This is a genomic window from Cupriavidus taiwanensis (assembly GCF_900249755.1).
Classification (GTDB): domain Bacteria; phylum Pseudomonadota; class Gammaproteobacteria; order Burkholderiales; family Burkholderiaceae; genus Cupriavidus; species Cupriavidus taiwanensis_D.
Genome location: NZ_LT976853.1, coordinates 1,177,900 through 1,200,167 on the forward strand (window position 1 = coordinate 1,177,900; position 22,268 = coordinate 1,200,167).

Annotated in this window: 21 protein-coding genes; 6 read left to right on the plus strand and 15 right to left on the minus strand. The window is 68.8% G+C overall.

Annotated features, from left to right (window positions below):
* Positions 1-290: 290 nt before the first annotated feature.
* Complete coding sequence (locus CBM2594_RS05340; protein ID WP_116355935.1) at positions 291-617, plus strand: hypothetical protein; 327 nt, start codon at positions 291-293, stop codon at positions 615-617.
* Between the two features lie 72 nt (positions 618-689).
* Here CBM2594_RS05340 and rng read toward each other — a convergent pair whose 3' ends face one another.
* From rng to CBM2594_RS05380, 8 genes are all read right to left on the minus strand, one after another.
* Entirely contained in the window at positions 690-2,156 is a 1,467-nt protein-coding gene (gene rng, locus CBM2594_RS05345; RefSeq protein WP_092308241.1) for a ribonuclease G, read from the minus strand.
* A 119-nt stretch (positions 2,157-2,275) separates the two neighbouring features.
* Positions 2,276-2,902 (minus strand): Maf family protein, encoded by a 627-nt coding sequence (locus tag CBM2594_RS05350; RefSeq protein ID WP_116355936.1) that lies wholly within the window; start codon positions 2,900-2,902, stop codon positions 2,276-2,278.
* Between the two features lie 41 nt (positions 2,903-2,943).
* Positions 2,944-3,423: a 23S rRNA (pseudouridine(1915)-N(3))-methyltransferase RlmH gene (gene rlmH / locus CBM2594_RS05355; protein ID WP_116355937.1), complete on the minus strand. Its 480-nt coding sequence runs from the start codon at positions 3,421-3,423 to the stop codon at positions 2,944-2,946.
* Between the two features lie 62 nt (positions 3,424-3,485).
* Positions 3,486-4,235 carry a ribosome silencing factor gene (gene rsfS, locus CBM2594_RS05360; RefSeq protein ID WP_116355938.1) on the minus strand — a complete coding sequence of 250 codons (750 nt, stop codon included), beginning with the start codon at positions 4,233-4,235 and terminating at the stop codon, positions 3,486-3,488.
* Positions 4,236-4,298: 63 nt separating this feature from the next.
* Complete coding sequence (locus tag CBM2594_RS05365; RefSeq protein WP_116355939.1) at positions 4,299-5,033, minus strand: nicotinate-nucleotide adenylyltransferase; 735 nt, start codon at positions 5,031-5,033, stop codon at positions 4,299-4,301.
* A gap of 10 nt (positions 5,034-5,043) precedes the next feature.
* The gene (gene hemF, locus CBM2594_RS05370; protein ID WP_116355940.1) at positions 5,044-5,955 is read right to left on the minus strand and encodes an oxygen-dependent coproporphyrinogen oxidase; all 912 of its coding nucleotides are present in this window, start codon (positions 5,953-5,955) and stop codon (positions 5,044-5,046) included.
* Between the two features lie 149 nt (positions 5,956-6,104).
* Positions 6,105-7,373 carry a phosphoribosylamine--glycine ligase gene (gene purD, locus CBM2594_RS05375; protein WP_116355941.1) on the minus strand — a complete coding sequence of 423 codons (1,269 nt, stop codon included), beginning with the start codon at positions 7,371-7,373 and terminating at the stop codon, positions 6,105-6,107.
* Positions 7,374-7,462: 89 nt separating this feature from the next.
* Positions 7,463-8,188, minus strand: a complete 726-nt coding sequence (locus tag CBM2594_RS05380) for a YebC/PmpR family DNA-binding transcriptional regulator (protein ID WP_116355942.1) — start codon at positions 8,186-8,188, stop codon at positions 7,463-7,465.
* Positions 8,189-8,440: 252 nt separating this feature from the next.
* Here CBM2594_RS05380 and CBM2594_RS05385 point away from each other — a divergent pair, with 252 nt between their 5' ends.
* On the plus strand, positions 8,441-9,967 hold the full coding sequence (locus CBM2594_RS05385; RefSeq protein WP_116355943.1) for a helicase HerA-like C-terminal domain-containing protein: 1,527 nt from the start codon (positions 8,441-8,443) through the stop codon (positions 9,965-9,967).
* Positions 9,968-10,044: 77 nt separating this feature from the next.
* Here CBM2594_RS05385 and CBM2594_RS05390 read toward each other — a convergent pair whose 3' ends face one another.
* The 6 genes from CBM2594_RS05390 to CBM2594_RS05415 all read right to left on the minus strand — a co-directional run bounded on the left by CBM2594_RS05390 (position 10,045) and on the right by CBM2594_RS05415 (position 17,727).
* Positions 10,045-10,209, minus strand: coding sequence for a DUF3149 domain-containing protein (locus CBM2594_RS05390; RefSeq protein WP_116355944.1), 165 nt, complete (start codon positions 10,207-10,209; stop codon positions 10,045-10,047).
* A gap of 127 nt (positions 10,210-10,336) precedes the next feature.
* Entirely contained in the window at positions 10,337-10,987 is a 651-nt protein-coding gene (gene upp, locus CBM2594_RS05395; RefSeq protein WP_012352165.1) for a uracil phosphoribosyltransferase, read from the minus strand.
* Positions 10,988-11,128: 141 nt separating this feature from the next.
* Positions 11,129-12,529: an MFS transporter gene (locus tag CBM2594_RS05400; protein WP_217449901.1), complete on the minus strand. Its 1,401-nt coding sequence runs from the start codon at positions 12,527-12,529 to the stop codon at positions 11,129-11,131.
* 529 nt (positions 12,530-13,058) lie between these two features.
* A complete protein-coding gene (locus tag CBM2594_RS05405) occupies positions 13,059-15,983 on the minus strand; it encodes a c-type cytochrome (protein WP_116355945.1) in 2,925 nt (974 codons plus the stop codon).
* Positions 15,980-16,477: a (2Fe-2S)-binding protein gene (locus CBM2594_RS05410; RefSeq protein WP_116355946.1), complete on the minus strand. Its 498-nt coding sequence runs from the start codon at positions 16,475-16,477 to the stop codon at positions 15,980-15,982. The genes CBM2594_RS05405 and CBM2594_RS05410 overlap by 4 nt, the downstream gene beginning before the upstream one ends.
* A gap of 89 nt (positions 16,478-16,566) precedes the next feature.
* Entirely contained in the window at positions 16,567-17,727 is a 1,161-nt protein-coding gene (locus CBM2594_RS05415; RefSeq protein WP_116355947.1) for an FAD-dependent monooxygenase, read from the minus strand.
* 375 nt (positions 17,728-18,102) lie between these two features.
* On the opposite strand from CBM2594_RS05415, the gene CBM2594_RS05420 reads away from it, so the two are divergent.
* From CBM2594_RS05420 to CBM2594_RS05435, 4 genes are read left to right on the plus strand one after another with little or no spacing between them, the layout of a single operon-like run.
* Entirely contained in the window at positions 18,103-18,855 is a 753-nt protein-coding gene (locus CBM2594_RS05420; RefSeq protein WP_116355948.1) for an Asp/Glu racemase, read from the plus strand.
* Between the two features lie 11 nt (positions 18,856-18,866).
* Positions 18,867-19,697, plus strand: coding sequence for an alpha/beta fold hydrolase (locus CBM2594_RS05425; protein ID WP_116355949.1), 831 nt, complete (start codon positions 18,867-18,869; stop codon positions 19,695-19,697).
* Between the two features lie 13 nt (positions 19,698-19,710).
* Positions 19,711-20,799: a 2,5-dihydroxypyridine 5,6-dioxygenase gene (locus tag CBM2594_RS05430; protein WP_116355950.1), complete on the plus strand. Its 1,089-nt coding sequence runs from the start codon at positions 19,711-19,713 to the stop codon at positions 20,797-20,799.
* On the plus strand, positions 20,792-21,427 hold the full coding sequence (locus CBM2594_RS05435; protein WP_116357699.1) for an N-carbamoylsarcosine amidohydrolase: 636 nt from the start codon (positions 20,792-20,794) through the stop codon (positions 21,425-21,427). The genes CBM2594_RS05430 and CBM2594_RS05435 overlap by 8 nt, the downstream gene beginning before the upstream one ends.
* A 28-nt stretch (positions 21,428-21,455) precedes the next feature.
* Here CBM2594_RS05435 and CBM2594_RS05440 read toward each other — a convergent pair whose 3' ends face one another.
* Positions 21,456-22,211 carry a TetR/AcrR family transcriptional regulator gene (locus CBM2594_RS05440; protein WP_116355951.1) on the minus strand — a complete coding sequence of 252 codons (756 nt, stop codon included), beginning with the start codon at positions 22,209-22,211 and terminating at the stop codon, positions 21,456-21,458.
* Positions 22,212-22,268 lie beyond the last annotated feature (57 nt).

Genomic DNA, 22,268 nt, shown 5'->3' on the forward strand with positions numbered 1-22,268 from the left:
CGGACTCCTTGCTTGCCGACCGGCAGTGCCGCAGCGGAACAGCTCGCGCGGACAGCCGGTTGCGGCCTCCGTGCGAAGGCCGCTGACTACCTTCGTTTAGTTATAGCGGATGGCAAACAGAAGTGGGCTAGGGCCATTCCCGAGTCCAGAAGGGCGCGTGTGCCAGGCATCGGACAGGCCCGTCCATGCATCGCGGTTACGTTCGCAGTTACGTAATTAAACAGCTTGAAACACTGCCATGCGCGCGCGCGTGTTAGCCTCGCCCCAACCTGTTCCTGCCCCGCTCCGTCATGAAGCCCCGCCTCCTGGTATCCCTCGTGGTCCTGCCCGTGCTGCTCGGCACCTTCTGCGCCACCGCCCATGCCGATGACGACTGGGACGACGATGACTACCACCATGCGCGCCACTATGGCCGCTATCACAAGGGCGGCGACTACAAGGAAGAGTTCTGGGTCGGCAACTGCAAGATCAAGCGCAAGTGGAAGGACAACGGCGAGTACAAGGAAGAGCGCAAGTGCAAGGACCGCCCGGTCGTGTACCAGCCGCCGCCCCCGCCGGTGTATTACCAGCCCGAGCCCGCGCTGGTCATCAGCCCGCACGTGGTGATCCGGCCGTAAAGCGAAACAGCCCGCCTGTTGGCGGGCTGTGCGGGCTGTCTTGCGCTGGTGCCGGCGGGCGCGCCGGCCGCTTCACATCAGGATGATGTCGTACTGCTCCTGGTGGAAGGTCGATTCCACCTGCAGCGAAATCGGCTTGCCGATAAAGTCGCCCAGCATCGCCAGGTGCTGGCTTTCTTCTTCCAGGAACAGGTCGATCACTTCCTGCGACGCCAGGATGCGGAACTCGCGCGGGTTGAACTGGCGCGATTCGCGCATGATCTCGCGCAGGATGTCGTAGCAGACCGTGCGCGGGGTCTTGACCTGGCCCTTGCCCTGGCACACCGGGCATTGCTCGCACAGCACGTGCGCCAGCGACTCGCGCGTGCGCTTGCGCGTCATCTCCACCAGCCCAAGCTGCGAGAAACTGTTGACGGTGATGCGGGTGCGGTCGCGCGACAGCGCGCGCTTCAGTTCCGACAGCACCGCGTCGCGGTGCTCGGCGTTCTCCATGTCGATGAAGTCGATGATGATGATGCCGCCGAGGTTGCGCAGCCGCAGCTGGCGCGCGATGGTGTGGGCCGCCTCCAGGTTGGTCTTGAAGATGGTGTCGTCGAAGTTGCGCGCGCCGACATAGCCGCCGGTGTTGACGTCGATGGTCGTCATCGCCTCGGTCTGGTCGATCATCAGGTAGCCGCCCGACTTCAGGTCCACCCGCCGCGACAGCGCCTTCTCGATCTCGGCGTCGATATTGAACAGGTCGAAGATCGGGCGCTCGCCGGTGTAGTGCGACAGCCGCGGCAGCACCGCCGGCGTGTATTCCTTGGCGAACTCCAGCAGCATCTGGTAGTTCTCGCGCGAGTCGATCTGGATCACGCCGGTGGCGTCGTTGATAAAGTCGCGCAGCACGCGCTGGGCCAGGTTCAGGTCCTGGTAGAGCAGGCTGGGCGCGGGCAGCGTGGTGGCGTTCTGGCGGATCGCGCCCCAGATCTTGCGCAGGTAGGCGATATCGTTGCCGAGTTCTTCGTCGGTCGCTTCCTCGGCGATGGTGCGCACGATAAAGCCGCCGCGCTCGTCGGCGGGCACCAGGCCCTGCACGCGGCTGCGCAGCGCCTCGCGGTCGACTTCGCCCTCGATGCGCTGCGAGATGCCGATATGCGGATCCTGCGGCAGGTACACCAGCGTGCGCCCGGCGATGCTGACCTGCGTCGACAGCCGCGCGCCCTTGGTGCCGATCGGGTCCTTGATCACCTGCACCATCAGCGCCTGGCCTTCGAACAGGGTCTTCTCGATGGCGAGCTGCGGGGTGGAGTTGTTGCGGTCGGGGTCGCGCGGATGCCAGATGTCGGCCACGTGCAGGAAGGCGGCGCGCTCCAGGCCGATGTCGATAAAGGCCGACTGCATGCCGGGCAGCACGCGCACCACCTTGCCCAGGTAGATGTTGCCGACCAGCCCGCGCGTGAGCGTGCGTTCGACATGCAGTTCCTGGACGGCGGCCTGCTGCACGATGGCGACGCGGGTCTCTTGGGGCGTGATGTTGACGAGTATGTCTTCAGTCATAGCGGGTGAAACGCGTCGCCGGTGGCCCGGCTCGGTGTACGGCCGGGCAAGCGGCGGAATTGAATAGGCCGGCGGGATGGGCCGGCGGGATCGGCCGGCGGGGTTCGCGGCCGCGCCGTTCAGAACCGCAGGCGGGCCTGGCGAAGTAACGCGGCCGTCTCAAACAAGGGCAAGCCCATGATACCTGAATAGCTGCCTGCAATCCGCGCCACGAACTCGGCTGCGCGGCCCTGGATGCCGTAGGCGCCGGCCTTGCCGAGCGGCTCGCCGCTGGCGACATAGCGCTCGATCTCGGCGGGCTGCAGCGGGCGGAAGGTGACTTCCGAAACCGACAGCGCATGGCGCATGCCGGTGGCCGACACCACCGTCACCGCGGTCAGCACGCGGTGGGTGGTGCCCGCGAGTGCGCCCAGCATCGCCGCGGCATCGGCGCCGTCCACGGGTTTGCCGAGGATGCGGCCGCCGAGGCAGACCGTGGTGTCCGAGGTCAGCACCGGCGCATCCGGCAGCGCGCGGCGTTCGCGGCGGCGCAGCGCGGCTTCGGCCTTGAGCGCGCACACGCGCTGGACATAGTCGTCGGGGCTCTCGCCGGGCAGCACGGCTTCGAGCGCTTCGGCGTCTTCGTCGTCGTCGGCCAGCAGCAGTTCGTAGCGCACCCCGAGCTGGGTCAGCAGCTCGCGGCGGCGCGGGCTTTGCGAGGCGAGGTAGAGGTAGTCGTGCAGGGAGTCGTGCAGGGTGTCGGGCATCGCGGCGGGGGCCTTCCGGCGACGGCCGGAAATCAGTGGAATCAGGCCCGATGGTAGGGGTGGTTCTGCGTGACGGACCACGCGCGGTACAGCTGCTCGGCCAGCAGCACGCGCACCATGCCGTGCGGCAGGGTCAGGCTGGACAGCCGGATCAGGGTGCTGGCGCGGGCCTTGAGCGCGGGATCGAGCCCGTCGGCGCCGCCGATCAGGAAGGCGACGTCGCCGCCCTCGCGCTGCCAGTCGCTCAGCTGCGCGGCGAGCTGCACCGTGGTGAAGTCGCGGCCGCGCTCGTCCAGGGCAACGATACGGCACTGCTTCGACAGGCCGGCCAGCACCGTCTCGATGCGCGCGGCCTCGCGCTGCATCACGGTGGCGGCGTTATTGCTGGACGAGCGGGTTTCGGGCTTGACCTCGCGCAGCTCGATGCGCAGCTCGGGCGGCATGCGCTTGGCATACTCGCTGAAGCCGGTTTCGATCCAGCCGGGCATCTTGTGGCCGACGGCGACGATCACCAGTTGCATGGGTCAGGCGATGCGGGGTTGCGGCGCGGCCGCCGGACTCGCCGATCGGCCGCGCACCGGACTCAGGCCGAGCGGGTGGTGCGCTTGCGCGCGGCCGGCGCGGCCGCGGCTGTCTTGGCAGGCGCCTTCCTGGCGGGGGCCTTCTTTGCTGCGGTCTTGGTGGCAGTCTTGGTCGCGGTCTTGCGCGCGGTGGTGCCGGCGGCGGTCTTGCGCGGCGCGGCGGCGCGGGTGCCGGCGGTCTTGCTGGCCGCGGTCTTGGTGGCAGCCTTGCGCGCCGGCTTGCGGATGGTGGCGATGGCGTCCGCGTCGGTGTCCTCATGGCCCATCGGCGGCGACGGTTCCTTCATCCCTTCGGGCAGGCGGGCCAGCGCCGGACGCAGGTTGCTGGCGCGGCGCACGGTGCGCACCGGGGCCTCGTCCTCGTCTTCGTCCATCGGCTCGCTGGCCTTGGCCAGGCCTCGGCCGCCGGCGGCCAGCTTCATCCGCACCGGCTTGTCGCCCCAGATCTCTTCCAGGTTGTAGTACAGGCGCAGTTGCGGCTGCAGGATGTGGACCACGGCATCGCCGCAGTCGACCAGCACCCATTCGCCGGTTTCCAGGCCCTCGACCGCGACGATATGGCCGCCCGCTTCCTTCACCGTATCCCGCACCGATGCTGCCAGCGCCTTGGTCTGCCGGTTGGATGTGCCGCTGGCAATCACCACCCGGTCGAACAGTTCCGTCAGGTGGCTGGTGTCGTACACCTTGATGTCCTGCGCTTTGACATCCTCGAGGCCGTCGACGATGGCGCGTTGCAGTTTACGAATATCCATGGGTGTCTTCTTGTTCAGCTCAGATCGGTTTGGGGGTGGGCGCCGGGATCGATGCAACCCTGGTCATGCCCTGGCCGGGGCGTTGCGGTACAGCCCGTGGCTGGCAATGTAGTGTGCCACGCCGGGCGGCAGTTGGTCATCTGCCGGCTGGCCGGCTGCCAGCCGCTGGCGCAGATGGGTGGAAGAGAGGTCGACGGCAAGCGTCTGGTCGATCCACATCCGGCCGGAGGGCGTGCATTGTATCAGGTGCGTGTCGGCCTGGCGCTCGGCCAGCGCGGCCAGCACCGGACCCTCCAGCGCCTCCAGCGCAAAGCGCGGCCGTGTCGCGGTGCACAAGTGCACGTGCGCGAACAGTTCCTGCCAGCCATGCCAAGTGTGCAGGCGCAGCAGCTGGTCGGCGCCCATCAGCCAGCACAGCGAGGCCGCGGGGCCGTATTCGGCGCGCAGCTGGCGCACCGTGTCGATGGTGTAGCTGGGGCCGGCGCGATCGACTTCCATGCGGCTGACGCGGACCCTGGCGCCGCTGTCGGCGAGCGCGGCGGCGGCCAGTTCGGTCATCGCCAGGCGGTCGGCGGCCGGGGTCACGTCGTCGCCCTTCTGCCAGGACTGGCCGGTGGGAATCCACACCAGCTCGTCCAGGCCCAGATGGTCGATGCACAGCCGCGCCAGCGCCAGGTGGCCGACGTGGGGCGGATCGAAGGTGCCGCCCAGGATACCCAGGCGGTAGGGGCGGGCGGCAGCGGGTTGCGATGAGGCGCCCGCGGCGGCGGGGGTGCTGGGGTGCGGGGGATGGGCCATGGATCAGCCGTCAGGCCCAGTCGCGCGCCGGCAGGAAGTCGGTGTACAGCGCCGCTTCGGCGCTGCCCGGTTCCGGCTGCCAGTCATAGCGCCAGGCCGCCAGCGGCGGCATTGACATCAGGATGGATTCGGTGCGTCCGCCCGACTGCAGGCCGAACAGCGTGCCGCGGTCGAACACCAGGTTGAATTCGACATAGCGCCCGCGCCGGTAGGCCTGGAAAGCGCGCTCGCGCTCGCCGTAGGGCGTGTCCTTGCGCGCCTGCAGGATCGGCAGGTAGCCATCGAGGAAGGCGTTGCCGACCGCTTGCATCATGGCGAAGCTGCGCTCGAAGCCCAGCGCCGAGAAGTCGTCGAAGAAGATGCCGCCGACGCCGCGCGCCTCGTTGCGGTGCTTCAGGAAGAAATACTCGTCGCACCACTGCTTGAAGCGCGGATACAGGTCGTCGCCGAACGGCGCCAGCGCCTGCCGGCAGGTGCGGTGGAAGTGGGTGCAGTCGTCGGCGTTGCCATAGTAGGGCGTCAGGTCCATGCCGCCCCCGAACCACCAGACCGGTTCCGCGCCCGGCTTCAGCGCCAGGAAGCAGCGCACGTTCATATGCACCGTGGGCACGTAGGGGTTGCGCGGATGGAACACCAGCGACACGCCCATGGCCTCGAAGCTGCGCCCCGCCAGTTCCGGACGGCTGGCCGTGGCCGATGGCGGCAGGGTGTCGCCGCTGACGTGCGAGAAGCCCACGCCGGCGCGCTCCATCACCGCGCCGCCTTCCAGGATGCGGGTGCGGCCGCTGCCGCGCAGGCGTTCGGTGGGCGCTTTGTCCCAGGCGTCGGTCAGGAACGGCTGGCCGTCGATGGCACCGATGGCATCGGTGATGCGGTCTTGCAGACCGAGCAGATAGGCACGGACTGCCTGGGAATCGATCATGTTGGGCTGAATCGGATAAACCGACGAATGGGCCGGCCGGATGGCAGTCCGGCAGCCCGTCGGCTGCCGGTTGCGTCACAGCATTGTCACGATTGTACCGGCTGGGCGGCGGGTTGGCCTCCAGGGCCTGCCGCGCCGCCGGCGGCCAGTCAGCGCTTGATGGCGCGGAAACCGATATCGGTCCGGTACTGCATGCCGTCGAAGCGGATCTGCTCGACCGCGGCATAGGCGGCGCGCTGCGCGGCCTTGACCGTGTCGGCCAGGCCGACCACGCACAGCACGCGCCCGCCCGAGGTCAGCAGGGTGCCGTCCTTGAGCGTGGTGCCGGCGTGGAAGGTCACGCTGTCGTCGGTTTCGGCCGGGATGCCGGTGATGGCATCGCCCTTGCGGGGGCTGTCCGGGTAGCCGTGGGCGGCCATCACCACGCCCAGCGCGGTGCGGCGGTCCCAGTCCAGCTCGATGCTGTCGAGCTTGCCGGAGACCGCGGCTTCCATCACGTCGACCAGGTCGGTCTTCAGGCGCGCCAGGATCGGCTGGGTTTCCGGGTCGCCCATGCGGCAGTTGAATTCCAGCGTCCTGGGGTTGCCGTCCTTGTCGATCATCAGGCCGGCGTACAGGAAGCCGGTGTACGGGATGCCGTCCTTTTCCATGCCGCGCACGGTCGGCAGGATGATCTCGCGCAGCGCGCGCGCGTGCAGCGCGGGCGTGACCACCGGCGCCGGCGAATACGCGCCCATGCCGCCGGTGTTGGGGCCGGCGTCGGCGTCGAGCAGGCGCTTGTGGTCCTGGCTGGTGGCCAGCGCCAGCACGTTCTTGCCGTCGACCAGCACGATAAAGCTGGCTTCCTCGCCGTCCAGGAACTCTTCGATCACCACGCGCGCGCCGGCATCGCCCAGCTTGTTGTCGGCCAGCATCATGTCGACCGCCTGGTGCGCTTCTTCCAGCGTCATCGCCACCACCACGCCCTTGCCCGCGGCCAGGCCGTCGGCCTTGATCACGATCGGCGCGCCCTGCGCGTCGATGTAGGCGTGCGCGCCGGCGGCGTCGGCAAAGGTCTGGTAGGCGGCGGTGGGAATGCCGTGGCGCTGCATGAACGCCTTGGCGAAGTCCTTGGACGACTCCAGCTGCGCGGCGGCCTGGGTGGGCCCGAAGATGCGCAGGCCCTTGGCGCGGAAGATATCGACGATGCCGGCGGCCAGCGGGGCCTCGGGGCCGACCACGGTGAAGGCCACGCCCTCGCGCTCGGCAAAGGCGGCGATGACCTCCGGATCGGTCAGCGGAACATTCTGCAGGCGCTTGTCGAGCGCGGTTCCGCCGTTGCCCGGCGCGACGTACACCACCTGCACCTTGGGCGACTGGGCCAATTTCCAGGCCAGCGCGTGTTCACGTCCACCCGAGCCGACAACCAATACTTTCATGATCCACTGCCAGAAAAGAAACGCATGCAAAAAGGCGGCAGCTGGGTCTTGTTGGCCGGGCTGCCGCCGAGGAGGAGCTTGTTACCGTTTTAGTCTTCGATCACCGCGTTGGTGAAGACTTCCTGCACGTCGTCCAGGTTTTCCAGGGCGTCGAGCAGCTTCTGCATCTTGGCCGCGTCGTCGCCGCTGAAGCTGACTTCGTTCTGCGGCTTCATTACCACGTCGGCCACTTCGGCCTTGAAGCCGGCGGCTTCCAGCGCCGCCTTGACCGCGGAAAAATCGTTGGGCGGGCAGGTGACTTCGATCGAGCCGTCGTCGTTGGTGACGATATCGTCGGCGCCGGCTTCCAGCGCGGCTTCCATCAGCTTGTCTTCCGGCGTGCCGGGGGCAAACAGGAACTGGCCGCAGTGGGTGAACATGAACGCCACCGAACCCTCGGTGCCCATGTTGCCGCCGTGCTTGGAGAACGCGTGGCGCACTTCGGCGACGGTGCGGGTGCGATTGTCGGTCAGGCAGTCGACGATGATCGCGGCGCCGCTCAGGCCGTAGCCTTCGTAGCGGATTTCCTCGTAGTTCACGCCTTCCAGGCCACCCACGCCGCGCTGGATCGCGCGCTGGATGTTGTCCTTGGGCATGTTGGCGTCCATGGCCTTGTCCATCGACAGGCGCAGGCGCGGGTTGGAGTCGGGATCACCGCCGCCGAGCTTGGCGGCCACGGTGATTTCCTTGATCAGGCGGGTCCAGATCTTGCCGCGCTTGGCGTCTGCGGCGGCTTTCTTGTGTTTGATATTGGCCCATTTCGAGTGACCGGCCATGATTCTCTCCGAAGCGGAATGCGGTGATCTGCGGTGATGTTGTGCGGGGTCGCCAGGCGCGCCGCGGCCGTATCGGCAAGGCGGGCGGGCAGCGCGCGCCAGGTGACGGATGTGCCTTGCGGCTGGCTATAATCAGCCCAGGATTTTATCACGCGGGCCTGCCGGCGCCGCCCTGACCCGACCGATCCTCAATTGACCCCCGATCGACCCCCGCTCGATCCCCAAGCGACCCTCACGGAACCCACAAACATCATGGCCGACCCCATCCTCATCGCCAAGAATGCCGAACATGAACTGGTGCTGCTGCCGCAGATGGGCAACCGGCACGGCTTGATCACCGGCGCCACCGGCACCGGCAAGACCGTCACGCTGCAGACCCTGGCGCAGGGGTTCTCGCGACTGGGGGTGCCGGTGTTCATGGCGGATGTCAAAGGTGACCTGACCGGCATTTCGCAGGCCGGCCAGCCGTCCGACAAGCTCAAGCAGCGCCTGGCCGACCTGAACCTGCCCGAGCCGGTCTGGGGCGGCTGCCCGACCACGCTGTGGGATGTGTTCGGCGAGAAGGGGCACCCGGTGCGCGCCACGGTCTCGCACATGGGGCCGCTGCTGCTGTCGCGCATGCTCGAGCTGAACGACACGCAGCAGGGCGTGCTGAACCTGGTGTTCCGCATTGCCGACGCCAACGGCCTGCTGCTGCTCGACGCCAAGGACCTGCGCGCGATGCTGCAGTACGTCGGCGACAACGCCGGCCAGTTCACCACCGAATACGGCAATATCTCGGCCGCGTCGGTCGGCGCGATCCAGCGCGGGCTGATCGCGCTGGAATCGCAGGGCGGCGACGTCTTCTTCGGCGAGCCGATGCTGAATCTGCAAGATTTCATCCAGACCGACAAGGGCCAGGGCGTGGTCAATATCCTGGCCGCCGACAAGCTGATGAACGCGCCGCGCCTGTACGCGACCTTCCTGCTGTGGATGCTGTCCGAACTGTTCGAGAAGCTGCCCGAGGCCGGCGACCTGGACAAGCCCAAGCTGGTGTTCTTCTTCGACGAGGCTCACCTGCTGTTCAACGATGCGCCCAAGGCGCTGCTCGACAAGATCGAGCAGGTGGTGCGCCTGGTGCGCTCCAAGGGCGTCGGCGTGTACTTCGTCACGCAGAACCCGATCGACATCCCCGACACCGTGCTGGGCCAGCTGGGCAACCGCGTGCAGCATGCGCTGCGCGCCTTCACCCCGCGCGACCAGAAGGCGGTCAAGGTGGCGGCCACCACCATGCGCGCCAACCCCAAGCTGGACCTGGAAACCGCCATCGGCGAGCTGGGCGTGGGCGAGGCGCTGGTGTCGTTCCTCGACGCCAAGGGCACGCCCTGCGTGACCGAGCGCGCCTGGGTGCTGGCGCCCGGCAGCCGCATCGGCCCGGCCACGGAAGACGAGCGCAAGCAGCTGATCGCCAGCTCGCTGGTGGCGGGCACCTACGAGAAGACCGTCGACCGCGAGTCCGCCTATGAAAAGCTGCGCGGCAGCGTGCCGACGGTCGGCAATGGCAATGGCAAGGGCGCGGGCGGCGCGCCGGCGGGGCAGCCCGCAGGCGAGCAGGACAGCGGCTGGCTGGGCACGGCCGGCGAGATCTTCGGCACGCTGACCAAGGGCACCGGCAAGACCGGGCGCGGGGATTCGATCCTGGAATCGATGGCCAAGTCGGCGGCGCGCACGGTGGGGTCGCAGGTTGGGCGCGAGCTGATCCGGGGGGTGCTGGGGAGTTTGTTGGGGAAGAAGAAGTAAAGGCAGCTCAAGCTTGCCCACGGTGTACTCGCTCTCCCGCGCGCGGGAGAGCGAGTACACCGGCGGTTATTCATGGGTCAGTTCCGCTGCGCCGCGTCTCTGGTTTTCGCCGCTTCCCCATCCTCGCGCATCTTGCGCGCGAACATCCGGGCGAAGAACCAGCCCATGCCGATGATGAAGACGATCACGCCCAGGCTCATCAGCCCGGTGCTGGTACTGAACAGGATCTTGAAGGCTTCCATGCGTGGCTCCCTGTATGTGGATGGCGGCACCTGGCGCGATTGCGCCGGCGCGTGCCGCCAGTGTAGGGAGCCGCTTCAGGCCGGCTATTGAGGCCGGTCAAGCGCCGGCCAGCCCGCCCTGGCGCCGTCAGTTCTTGGTGCCGAACAGGCGGTCGCCGGCATCGCCCAGGCCGGGCACGATATAGGCATCGGCATCCAGGTGGCTGTCGAGCGAGGCGACGAACAGCTTTACGCCCGGATGCGCCTTCTGGAACACTTCCACGCCTTCGGGCGCTGCCACCAGTGCGACGAAGGTAATAGCCTCGTCCTTGACGCCGCGGCGCTTGAGCACTTCCACCGCATGCGCGGCCGAATAGCCGGTGGCCACCATCGGGTCGCACAGGATGAAGCTGCGGTCTTCCAGCGCGGGCAGCCGCACCAGGTATTCCACCGGGCGGTGCTGCTCGTCGCGGTACACGCCGATATGGCCGATGCGCGCCGACGGGATCAGCTCGACCAGCCCGTCGCTCATGCCCACGCCCGCGCGCAGCACCGGCACGATGGTCAGCTTCTTGCCGGCGATCACCGGCGCGTCCAGCTCGACCAGCGGGGTTTCGATGCGGCGCGTGGTCAGCGGCAGATTGCGGGTGATCTCGTAGCCCATCAGCAGCGTGATCTCGCGCAGCAGCTCGCGGAACGTGCGCGTCGACGTTTCCTTGTCGCGCATGTGCGAGAGCTTGTGCTGGATCAGCGGGTGGTCGAGGATGAAGAGGTTGGGAAAGCGCGGGTCTTGTTTCATGGCTGGCGGCGAGGGCTCGGCGGGATGGCGAGTGAAGCGGGCGCGCGAGATCGGATGGACTCCACGCGCCGCGCCGTTGCAGCCGGATTGTAATGGAAGCGGGCCGCCACGCCCGGCAGCGGCCCGCTGTGGCGCCCTCGGCTAGTCGAGGGCGCGGTCCTTCGACTCGATATCCACCAGGAAGATGGCCAGCGCCGCCACTGCCAGGAACGAGGACAGCAGCGCCAGCGCCAGCGTGAACTGGCTGGCCATGATCGGCGCGACGATGGAAGGGGCGAACAGGCCGCCGAAGCGCGCCATCGCACCCGCGGTGCCCATGCCGCTGGCGCGCAGGTCGGTCGGGTACACCTCCGGCGTAAAGGCGTACAGCGCGCCCCAGGTGCCGAGCAGCGAGAAGCTCATCAGCAGGGTCGAACCGATCACCAGCGCCGGCGACGTGCCCAGGCTGTACAGCATGCACCCGGCCGCGCTCAGCAGCAGGAAGCCGATCAGCGTCGGCTTGCGGCCCCAGCGCTCGACGCCGTGCGCGGCCAGCGCGAATCCGGGCAGCTGCACCAGCGCCAGCACGATCAGGAACACCTGGCCGCGCATAAAGCCGAAGCCCTGGCCCGCCAGCTTCACCGGCAGGTAGACGAAGACCCCGTAATAAGCGATCGAGATCAGCATCCACGCCACCAGCAGGCAGATGGTGCGGCGCCGGCATCCGGCCGCGAACAGCGCGAACACCGATTTGCGCTCCGCCTTCTGCGGCGCCAGCGTGCCGATTTCCACCGGGACGCGGTTGGCCGCGGCCACCCGCTGCAGCACCGCGCGCGCCTCTTCGGAGCGCCCGGACCGGTTCAGGTAGAGCGGCGACTCGGGAACGAAGAAGCGGAACACCACGCCGACCAGCGCCGGGATGCCGGTGACCAGGAAGATCAGCCGCCAGGCATCGTCGCCGCGCGACACCGCGATCAGCGCCAGGATCGCCAGCAGGATGGTGCCGACCGCCCAGAACGATTCCAGCAGCACCAGCCAGCGGCCGCGCCGGTCCGACGGCAGGAACTCGGCCATCATGGTGTAGTCGACCGGCAAGGTGCCGCCGACGCCGATGCCGGTCAGGAAGCGCAGCAGCAGCAGCCACTGGAAGTCCGGCGCGAACGCGGAAGCCACGCCGCAGATGGCGTCGATGACCACCGCCATCATCAGCACCGGGCGGCGGCCGATGCGGTCGGCCAGCCGGCCGAACACGAAGGCGCCGATCAGCATGCCGACGAAGAACATGGTGCCGGTCTGCAGCGCCGTCGGCACCGGAATGCCGAAGGTCGCGGCAATCGACGGTGCGGTGAAGCCGATCGACAGCACCTGCATCGCGTCGGCGAGCCAGACCAGCCCGAAAATGACGAACAGCCGGTACTGGAAGCGGCCGACGCCGGCCGCGCGGATGCCTTGCTCGATCGTGATGGTTTGCGACGACGCGGCGCGCGCGCCGGGCTGCGGGGGCGAGCCTAGCGTGGCGTCCGGGATGGTCGTGGTGGCCATGGATGAAATGGATGACGACATGTTTGTCTACCTGTCTTTATAGGCTGGTTCTGGAACTCGGAAGGCCGTGGGGTTCGAAACCGGCCGGCACGTCGTGCCGGCTGCCGCGGCATGCAAAGGCGCCGCGCTGCATTTCGACCTGGGCGATGGCTTTCCGCCTGGCGCGGCTCGAACTAACCCGGTAGCACGCCTGCAACAGCTTCCTGGTACTGATACGACATAGTCACTCCTGGTTGTCTACCCTTGGTTTGGTCAGGCCCGGTCTCCCGGTTGGTCTGGCGGGACTATGCAAGCCCCGGGGCCAGCGCGTCCGGTGAGGTAAAGGGCCGGTCTTATGGTTTTGTGTTCTTGTCCGCCGCGTGCGGCGCGCCGTCCTTGTGCGGGGAGGCACCGCTGCGTGCCTGCTGGCACTCATGTAGTGCGCACTACATGATCGTTCAGCGTAAGCTACATGAAACTGGCGGGCAAGGCCGAATTGCGTTTCTCTCCTCGGGGTTTTCCCGCGCGCCGCATGCCAGGCGCCGCCGGCGGCGCGCGCGGTCTGCGCGCGTCAGTGGGCAGGCGCCGCGCGCAGGCGCGCGACGGTGTTCTCCAGGTCCTGCCATGCGGGTTTGTCGGGCGCAAAACGCGCGCGCAGGTATTGCGCCAGTTGCGCGATCTGCTGGTCGTCGAGCGTGTCGGCATAGGCCGGCATCGCGCCCAGCTCGCTGTTGGGCGGCGCCGGCATGCCGCGCAGCAGTACCTGGATCACGTTGTCCGGCAGCTTGCTGTGCAGGTTGGTATTGAGCGCCAGCGACGGCTTCACGCCGAATTGCGCGATGCCCTGGTCGGACTGGTGGCAGACCGCGCACGCGCTCTGGTACAGGCGTTCGGCGGGCCCGCCCAGCGTGCGCGCGGCCTGCTCGCTGCGCTGCTCGACCTGCGCCGCCTGCGCGGCCAGCACCGACGGTGCCGGCGCAGGCGCGCCGAACGAGGCCACGTAGTGCGCGATCGCGCGCACGTCGTCCTCGGGCAGCTGTGCGAGTTCCTCCACCACGGGCGCCATCGGTCCCGCCGCGGCGCCATGGTGCGGCGCATAGCCGCCGCGCAGGTAGGTGAACAGCGCGGCCTCGGTCCACGGCACCGGGGCCTGCGACAGCGCGGTCAGCGCCGGCGCTTCCCAGCCTTCGGCGCTGCCGCCGGTCAGGTAGCGGCGCCCGCCTTGCTCCGCGCCGAGCGCGTTGCGCGGCGAATGGCAGGCGCTGCAGTGGCCCAGTCCTTCCGCAAGGTAAGCGCCGCGGTTCCATTGCGCCGAGCGCGCCGGGTCCGGCGTAAAGCGTTCATTGCGATGGAACAGCAGGTTCCAGCCGGCCAGCAGCGGGCGCAGGTTGAACGGGAACGCGAGCTGCGTCCGCGGCACGGCCGATTGCACCGGCTCGGCCGACATCAGGTACCCGTACAAGGCCTGCATGTCGCCGTCGCTGATCTTGGCGAAGGCGGTGTACGGGAACGCCGGATACAGGCGCCGCCCGTCGCGGTGGATGCCTTCGCGCATGGCGCGCTCGAACGCGGCGAACGACCAGTTGCCGATGCCGGTCTGCACGTCCGGCGTGATGTTGGTGCTGTAGACCGTGCCGAAGGGCGTTTCCAGCGGCAGGCCGCCGGCGTTCTTCGCGCCGCCCGGCGCGGTATGGCAGACCGCGCAGTCGCCGGCGGCGGCCACCAGCCGGCCGCGTTCGAGCGTGGCGGCGGAATAGAAGCCGGGCTCGGGCGGCGCCACCGGCGCGATCGGTGCGCGCCAGGGCAACACCGTGGCGCACAGGCCGGCGGCAGCGGCGGCGGCCGCTGCGATCCAGCCGCGCTTCCTGTTCTTGTTGCCGGGATTGGCCTCGGCCAGCGCCAGGCGGATGCGTTCGGCGCTGAACGGTGGCTTGCGCAGGCGCACGCCGGTCGCGTCGAAGATGGCATTGGCCACGGCGGCGGCGGCCGGCAGCGAATCGGTGGGGCCGGCAGCGAGCGCGTCGTGCGTGGCGAGCGTGCCGGCCAGCCGCACTTCCGGCAGCGCCTGCGCTGGCCGTGCGGGCAGGGTCTCGCCGGCATGGCGCGCGTCGGCGGGCCAGCTGTCGAAGGCCGGCGTGGCGGCGGTCAGCTGCAGCGCGGCGGCAGCGACGTCCTGCTCGATCGAGCGCGCGGCGGCGGCTGGCGGCCGCGGCAGCGCTTCGCTGTCATGGCCGACCGTGACGCGCGTGACGGCCAGCTCGCCTGTGCTGCCGTCGACCTCGACCTCGGCGACCCACGCCGACCAGCTCTGGCCGGCATCGTGGTCGATGGTGTGGGCGTAGGCAAAGCCGCGGCCGCGCCGCACGTTGCCCGCGGCAGGCGTAGCGCGGGGCGCGGCCGGGTCCCAGCCGGCGCGCTCGGCCACCTGCCGCACCAGCGCGGTACCACGCGGGTCGTCCAGGTGCGCGAGGCGCAGCGCCACCGGGTTGGCATCCGCAGCGGCGGCCAGCTCGTCAAGATGGGATTCGCGCGCGAAGACCTGTGCGCGCGCTGTCGTCAACGGTGCGGCTGTGAACGCGCTGGGGTCGCCGGACACGGCCACTTCGACGTCGGGGATGCGATAGGGCGGTAGCGCAGCATCGCCGGCATCGCGCATATCGATGCTGTCCGTCACCGGCGCGCGCGTATGCGTCAGCCACAGCGCCAGCGGCGCGGCCGGGGCCGTGGCGCCTGCCAGCGTTGCGGCATAGGCGTCGATGGCGGCGTCGGTGCGCGCGCTATCGATGCGCAGATCGAGCGCGGCATCGGCCAGCCCTGCATCGGATGCGCGCAGCCGCCGCACCACCGGTTGCCCGCTGGCATGGGCAAGCAGTGCCGCGTCGGCGGCGGCGTGCGGTGCCAGCAGCGCGGGGTCGGCGCGGTCGTCGGGCGCCTGCCAGCAGACCAGTTGCACCTGCGCTGGCGCGAGGCCCAGCAGCGCGGCGAGTTCGGCGCGCAGCGCGCCGGGGCGCGTGACGGGCAGCCATACGGTCAGCGTGCCGTCGCGCCAGTCGGCGACGGCGGTGCAGCAGGCTTCGTCATGGGTGCCTGCAAGCGGCCACTGGTAGTGCTGCGTGTAGCGTGCGCCGGAGTGCCTTAGCGCGTCGGCGGCATCGCCGCGCTGCGCCAGCGTGTGGCGTGCCGCCGGCGTGGTGTCGGCGCGGGGCGGGGCGGACCAGCGCGCGCGCAGGGCCCGTGCTGCGTCGGCGCCTTGCGCCGCCGAGACCGCGGCGACGCCGGCAAAGTTGTTGCGGACCACCACCGCGCGGATGCCGGCCAGCGCCAGCGCGGCGTCGCGCTCGGCGTGCAGCAGGCGCGCCGCGAGCGGTGCGCCGCCCACCCAGCGCAAGCCGGGCGGCGTCAGCACGTGTGCCACCAGGCAATCGGCGGCGCGTGGCGGCAGGCCGGCGGTCAATGCGGTGTCCGCCGCAGCGGCCGGCACGAGGCCCGCGCTCACGACGCAGCCCCTTGCGCGGCCTGCCGCTGCAGCAGCGCGGCGCGCCGGACCGCGCGCACGATTTCCACATGGGTGCCGCAGCGGCACAGGTTGAAGCGCAAGGCTTCGCGGATCTGGGCTTCGTCGGGATCGGGATTGCGTGCCAGCAGCGCCTTGGCGGTCATGATCATGCCGTTCAGGCAGTAGCCGCATTGCGCGGCCTGCTCGTCGATAAAGGCCTGCTGCACCGGGTCGGGCTGCTGTGCCGTGCCCAGCCCCTCGAGCGTGGTCACCGCGTGGCCGACCGCGGCCCTGACCGGCAGCACGCAGGAACGCGCGGGCAGGCCGTCCACCAGCACCGTGCAGGCGCCGCACTGGCCCAGGCCGCAACCATACTTGGGCCCGTTGCAGCACAGGTCGTTGCGCAGGATGTAGAGCAGCGGCGTGTCAGGCGCGACGTCGAGCGTGTGCTCGGCGTGGTTGACCTGCAGGGTCAGGGGGCGGGGCGTGTTCATCGGGGGCTGGGGGCGGTTTGAACATCACGCATCGCGGCGCCGCGCCCCTTCGTTGGCGAGGGGCGGCGGCGGGCAGGGCGGTCAGGCGATCAGGCGGCTACGGACAGCGGCTTGCTCCCGGCCGGCACCAGCGGCACGTTGAACACATCGTAGCCGAAACACCAGTCCGGGTTCTCGTTGCTGCGCAGCCAGGTGTTGTTGTGCGAAACCAGCTGGACCTTGCCGGCGCGCTCGGCGCGGTTGGCCTCGTACAGCGCGAAGGCGCTGGCGTAGTCGTCGGTGCCGGCCTCGGTGAAGCAGCGCGTCAGCATGGCGGCATCCTCGATCGCCATCGCGGCGCCCTGCGCCATGTGCGGCTTCATCGGGTGGCAGGCGTCGCCCAGCAGCACCAGGCGGCCGCGGCTCCACAGCGGCAGCGGGTCGCGCTCCAGTAGCGGCCACTTGGTCACTTCGACGGTGCCCTCGATCAGCGATTGCACGCCTTCGTGCCAGCCGTCGAAGGCCGCGCGCATCTCTTCGATGCTGCTCGGCACCCAGCTCTTGCTCATATCCCATTCGGGATCGGGCACGCCGGTGACGTAGTAGATCTCGTCGAGCTTGCTGGTATCGAAGTAGACCATCATGTGGCGGTCATCGGTCCACCACTTGGTGCAGCGCTCGTGCGTGAAGCCCTTGACGCGCGCGATCGGGAACACCGCGCGGTGCGCCACGTAGCCGGTGTACTTGGGCGGCTCGGCGCCCAGCAGGGTCTCGCGGATGCGCGAATTGACGCCGTCGGCGCCGATCACGATATCGGCCTCTTCGACGGTGCCGTCGGTGAAGCGCAGCTGCACCACATCGCCCTGGTCGGTGACGCTTTCCAGCTTCTTGTCGAAGAACAGCGTGCCCGGGGCGACCGCGTCGGTCAGCAGCTTGTGGAAGTCGCCGCGGTGCACGGTCAGGTAGCTGGCGCCGTAGTGGCGCACCGCATAGTCGCCCAGCGGGATCTGCGCGATCACCTCGCCGGTGAGGCCGTCGCGGCTGTACCAGTAGTCGGGGTGGCAACCCATGGCGTTGAGCGCGTCCTCGATGCCGATGCGCCGCATGATCTTCATCACATTGGGCCCGACATGGATGCCCGCGCCCAGGCGCGAGAACGCCGGTGCCTGCTCATACAACCTGACTTGGAAGCCGGCTCGCTGCAGCAGGGCGGCCGCGGCCGTCCCTCCGAGTCCGGCGCCGACGACTGCGATTCGCGGTTTGCCTTGCACGTTATTTCTCCTGGCAATGACACAAGGTCGATGGGGGCTGGGGCGGCCATGCGGCCGACCGTTGAAAACGAGTGTACACACTCAAAATATCAAGGTAAAGGCGAAATCTTCCCAACCTATGGAAAACCCTGATCGCGATGTGATCGCTCGGCCATGATGCGCTGCAATGGCGAATTCATGCGCAAAAACAGGGATTCATTCATTCAGAATGCACTGAACGAGTGAATCCGCGCAGGCGCAGAATCTGTTTGCACAGATAAAGTGTGTACACTACAATCAATCGCAGCATGCCGGCCCCGGGCCGATGCAGGCGGACAGACCGACAGCGCGACCACAGCGCAACCAAGGGCAGACAAACAGATGACGGAGTCGACAGTGCAGAAAGTTTTCCGAATCGGCCAGATCGTGCCGAGCTCCAACACCACCATGGAAACCGAGATCCCGGCGATGCTGGCCGCGCGCCAGCTGGTGCGCCCGGAGCGCTTCACCTTCCATTCGAGCCGGATGCGGATGAAGAAGGTGGTCAAGGAAGAGCTGGCCGCCATGGATGCCGAATCCGACCGCTGCGCGGTGGAGCTGAGCGACGCCCGCGTCGACGTGCTCGGCTACGCCTGCCTGGTGGCGATCATGGCGATGGGCCACGGCTACCACCGCGTCTCCGAGCAGCGCCTGCAGGCGCATACCGCCGAGAACGGCGGCGACGCACCGGTGATCACCAGCGCCGGCGCGCTGGTCGATGCGCTCAAGGTGATGGGCGCGAAGCGCATCGCGGTGGTGGCCCCCTACATGAAGCCGCTGACCGAACTGGTGGTCGACTACATCCGCAACGAAGGCTACGAGGTGGTCGACTACCGCGCGCTGGAGATCCCCGACAACCTGGAAGTCGGCCGCCACGATCCGGCGAAGCTGCCGGAGATCGTCGCGCAGATGAACACCGCCGATGCCGACGTGATCGTGCTGTCCGCCTGCGTGCAGATGCCATCGCTGCCCGCGGTGGCCAGGGTCGAGGCCATGACCGGCAAGCCGGTCGTGACCGCTGCCGTCGCCACCACCTATGCGCTGCTCAAGCGCCTGGGGCTGGAGCCGGTGGTGCCGGGCGCGGGTGCGCTGCTGTCGGGCGCGTACTGAAGGGGCGGGCCATGGCAGACAGTACTTTTCTCTACGGCGCCAACGTCCACGCCAACGGCATCCGCCAGCACTACCTGCGCTATGGCGGACAGCAGGGCGAGCGCGCGCGGCGCGATGCCGTCATCATCGTGCCGGGCATCACCAGCCCCGCGGTGACCTGGGGCTTTGTCGGCGAGCGCTTCGGGCAGCAGTTCGATACCTATGTGCTCGACGTGCGCGGCCGCGGGCTGTCGCAGGCCGGCCCTGAACTGGATTACAGCATCGATGCGCAGGCCGCCGACGTGATCGCGCTTGCACAAGCGCTCGGGCTGCAGCGCTATGCCATCGTCGGCCATTCGATGGGCGCGCGCATCGGCATCCGCGCCGCGCGCGGCAAGCCCGCGGGCCTGACCCGGCTGGTGCTGGTCGATCCGCCGGTGTCGGGCCCGGGACGCCGCGCCTACCCGTCGCAACTGCCGTGGTACATCGATTCGATCCGGCTGGCGCAGCAGGGCATCGACGCCGAAGGCATGCGCCGCTTCTGCCCGACCTGGACCGAAGACCAGCTGCGCCTGCGCGCGCAGTGGCTGCATACCTGCGACGAGCGCGCCATCCTGGCCAGCTTCAACGGCTTCCATGAAGACGATATCCACGCCGACCTGCCGCAAGTGGCCGTGCCGGCGCTGCTGATGACCGCGGGCCGCGGCGACGTGATCCGCGTCGAAGACGTGCAGGAGATGCGTACGCTGCTGCCGGCCTTGCTGGTGGCGCATGTTGCCGATGCCGGCCACATGATCCCGTGGGACGACGAGGCCGGCTTCTACCGCGCCTTCGGCGACTTCCTGGGTGCGGCGCTGAACTGAACAAGGAGCGAACATGCCCGTAAGCGATTACGACCTGACCGCGGCGTGGAAGCAGGTGCTGACGCTGTCGAAGCTTGAGCCGGGACAGACCGTCACCGTGCTGACCGGCGCCGCCACGCATCCGCAGACGCTGCGCACCGCGATGGTGGCGGCGGCATCGATGGGCGCCATCGTCAACCGGCTCGACCTGCCGCCGGTCAATGGCGAAAAGGCGCTGAGCCGCGATGCGCTGGCCTATCTGGGAACCACGCCGCTGACCGGCAATCCCGCGGCGATCGCCGCGCTCAAGGCCAGCGACCTGGTGCTGGACCTGATGACGCTGCTGTTCTCGCCAGAGCAGCACGAGATCCTGTCCGGCGGCACCAAAATCCTGCTGGCCGTGGAGCCGCCCGAAGTGCTGGCGCGGCTGGTGCCGACCGAGGCCGACCGCGCCCGCGTCAAGGCCGCCACGCAGCGCCTGGGCAAGGCGCGCGAGATGCATATCGTGTCAGACGCCGGCATGGACCTGCGCTGCCGCCTGGGCGAATTCCCCGCCATCAGCGAATATGGTTTTGTCGACGAGCCCGGGCGCTGGGACCACTGGCCGAGCGGCTTCGTGCTGACCTGGCCGGACGAGGGCGGCACCGACGGCACCATCGTGCTGGACCGCGGCGACATCCTGCTGCCGATGAAGTCCTATCTGCAGGCGCCGATCCGCATCACGGTCGAGGCCGGCTACGTGCGCCGCATCGAAGGCGGCGTCGATGCCGAGCTGCTGGCCGACTACATGGCGTCGTTCAACGACCCGGAAGCGTATGCGATGTCGCATATCGGCTGGGGCCTGCAGCCGCGCGCGAGCTGGTCGGCGCTGGCGATGTACGACCGCGAGGCCACCATCGGCATGGATGCGCGCGCCTACGAGGGCAACTTCCTGTGCTCGTTCGGCCCCAACAACGAAGCCGGCGGCAGCCGCACCACCGCCTGCCATATCGATATTCCCGTGCGCCACTGCACCGTCAGCCTCGACGGCGAGCCGGTGGTGGTGCGCGGCAAGGTGATGGACGGCCACCATGCGCCGTCCGCATCGCTCTACAAGGCCAACCAGGATGCGCGCCATGGATGACGCAGTGCAGACTTACCAGCGCCAGGGCTTTGGCGCCAGCATGGAACTGAAAGCGCCGTACGGGCTGCTGATCATCGACTTCGTCAACGGCTTTGCCGATCCGGCGGTGTTCGGCGGCGGCAATATCCCCGAAGCCATCCGCAATACCCAGCCGCTGCTGCGCGCCGCGCGCGAGCAGGGCTGGCCGGTGGCGCACAGCCGCATCGTGTTTGCCGACGACGACAGCGACCACAACATCTTCACGCTGAAGGTGCCGGGCATGCTGACGCTGAAGGAAGCCGGCCACAACAGCCAGATCGTCCCTGAACTGGCGCCCGCGGCGGGCGAACTGGTGGTGCGCAAGACGGTGCCGTCGGCGTTCTTCGGCACCTCGCTGGCGGCCTGGCTGACCCAGCGCGGCGTGCAGACGCTGCTGGTGGCCGGCTGCGTCACCAGCGGCTGCGTGCGCGCCAGCGTGGTCGATGCGATGTCGCTGGGCTTCCGCCCGCTGGTGGTGTCGGATTGCGTGGGCGACCGCGCGCTGGGGCCGCACGATGCCAACCTGTTCGACATGGCGCAGAAGTACGCCACGGTGCTGACGCGCGACGAAGCGCTGGCGCAGGTGGCAGGCGTGCGCGCCGCCGCCTGAGCCTGATCGAGGAAGACCCGGGTGAGAGTCAGCCCGCCGCCGCGCGCTTGCCGCGTGCCGCCTTGCGCGGCGCGGCGGGCGGCGCAGCCTGCCCATCCGGCACGGCGCCGGGCACGGCCACCGCGCGCAGCGCGGTCTGCTGGATCACATCGCGCCAGTGTGCCAGCGCGGGCGGGCTCATCATGGGCTCGCCCAGGAAGGCGCTGAGCGTATGATGGTTGGAGTTGTAGAAGTAGCCAAGCGAGGCGATTACCAGGTAGACGTCGCGCGCTTGCGCATCCGCGCGGAACAGGCCGGCGGCCTTGCCGCGCGCGAGGATGCCGTCGAGCACGGAGAGCGCATAGCTGGAGATCTCGCGCAGCCGCACCGACTTCTTCGCGTGCTTGCCCTGGCTCATGTTCTCGCTGGTCAGGATGGCGACGAACTCGGGGTGGTCCAGGTAGTACTGCCAGACGAAGTCGATCAGCTGCGACAGCGCGCGCACGGGGTCGGCGGCGTCGAGTTCATGCTCGAGCTGCTGCTCGGCCTGGTTGAGCTGCAGGTAGATGGTCTCCAGCACTTCGACGAACAGCTTCTCCTTGCTGCCGAAGTAGTAGTAGATCATCCGGTCGTAGGTCTTGGCCAGCGACGAGATCCGTTCGATGCGGCCGCCGTCGTAGCCGCGCTGGGCGAAGACCTTGATGGCAGCCTTCAGGATGCGCTCGCGGCTGTCCTGCGCCTGCCGGGCCCGGGTGCCGGCTGCCGCCCGACGGGTGGCGGGCGCGGCCGCAGTCTTGGTGGTCATGGTGGGTGTTCTTGCCGTGTGCCTGTTGGCTGGCAGTATAACGGCGGCCCCGCGCGG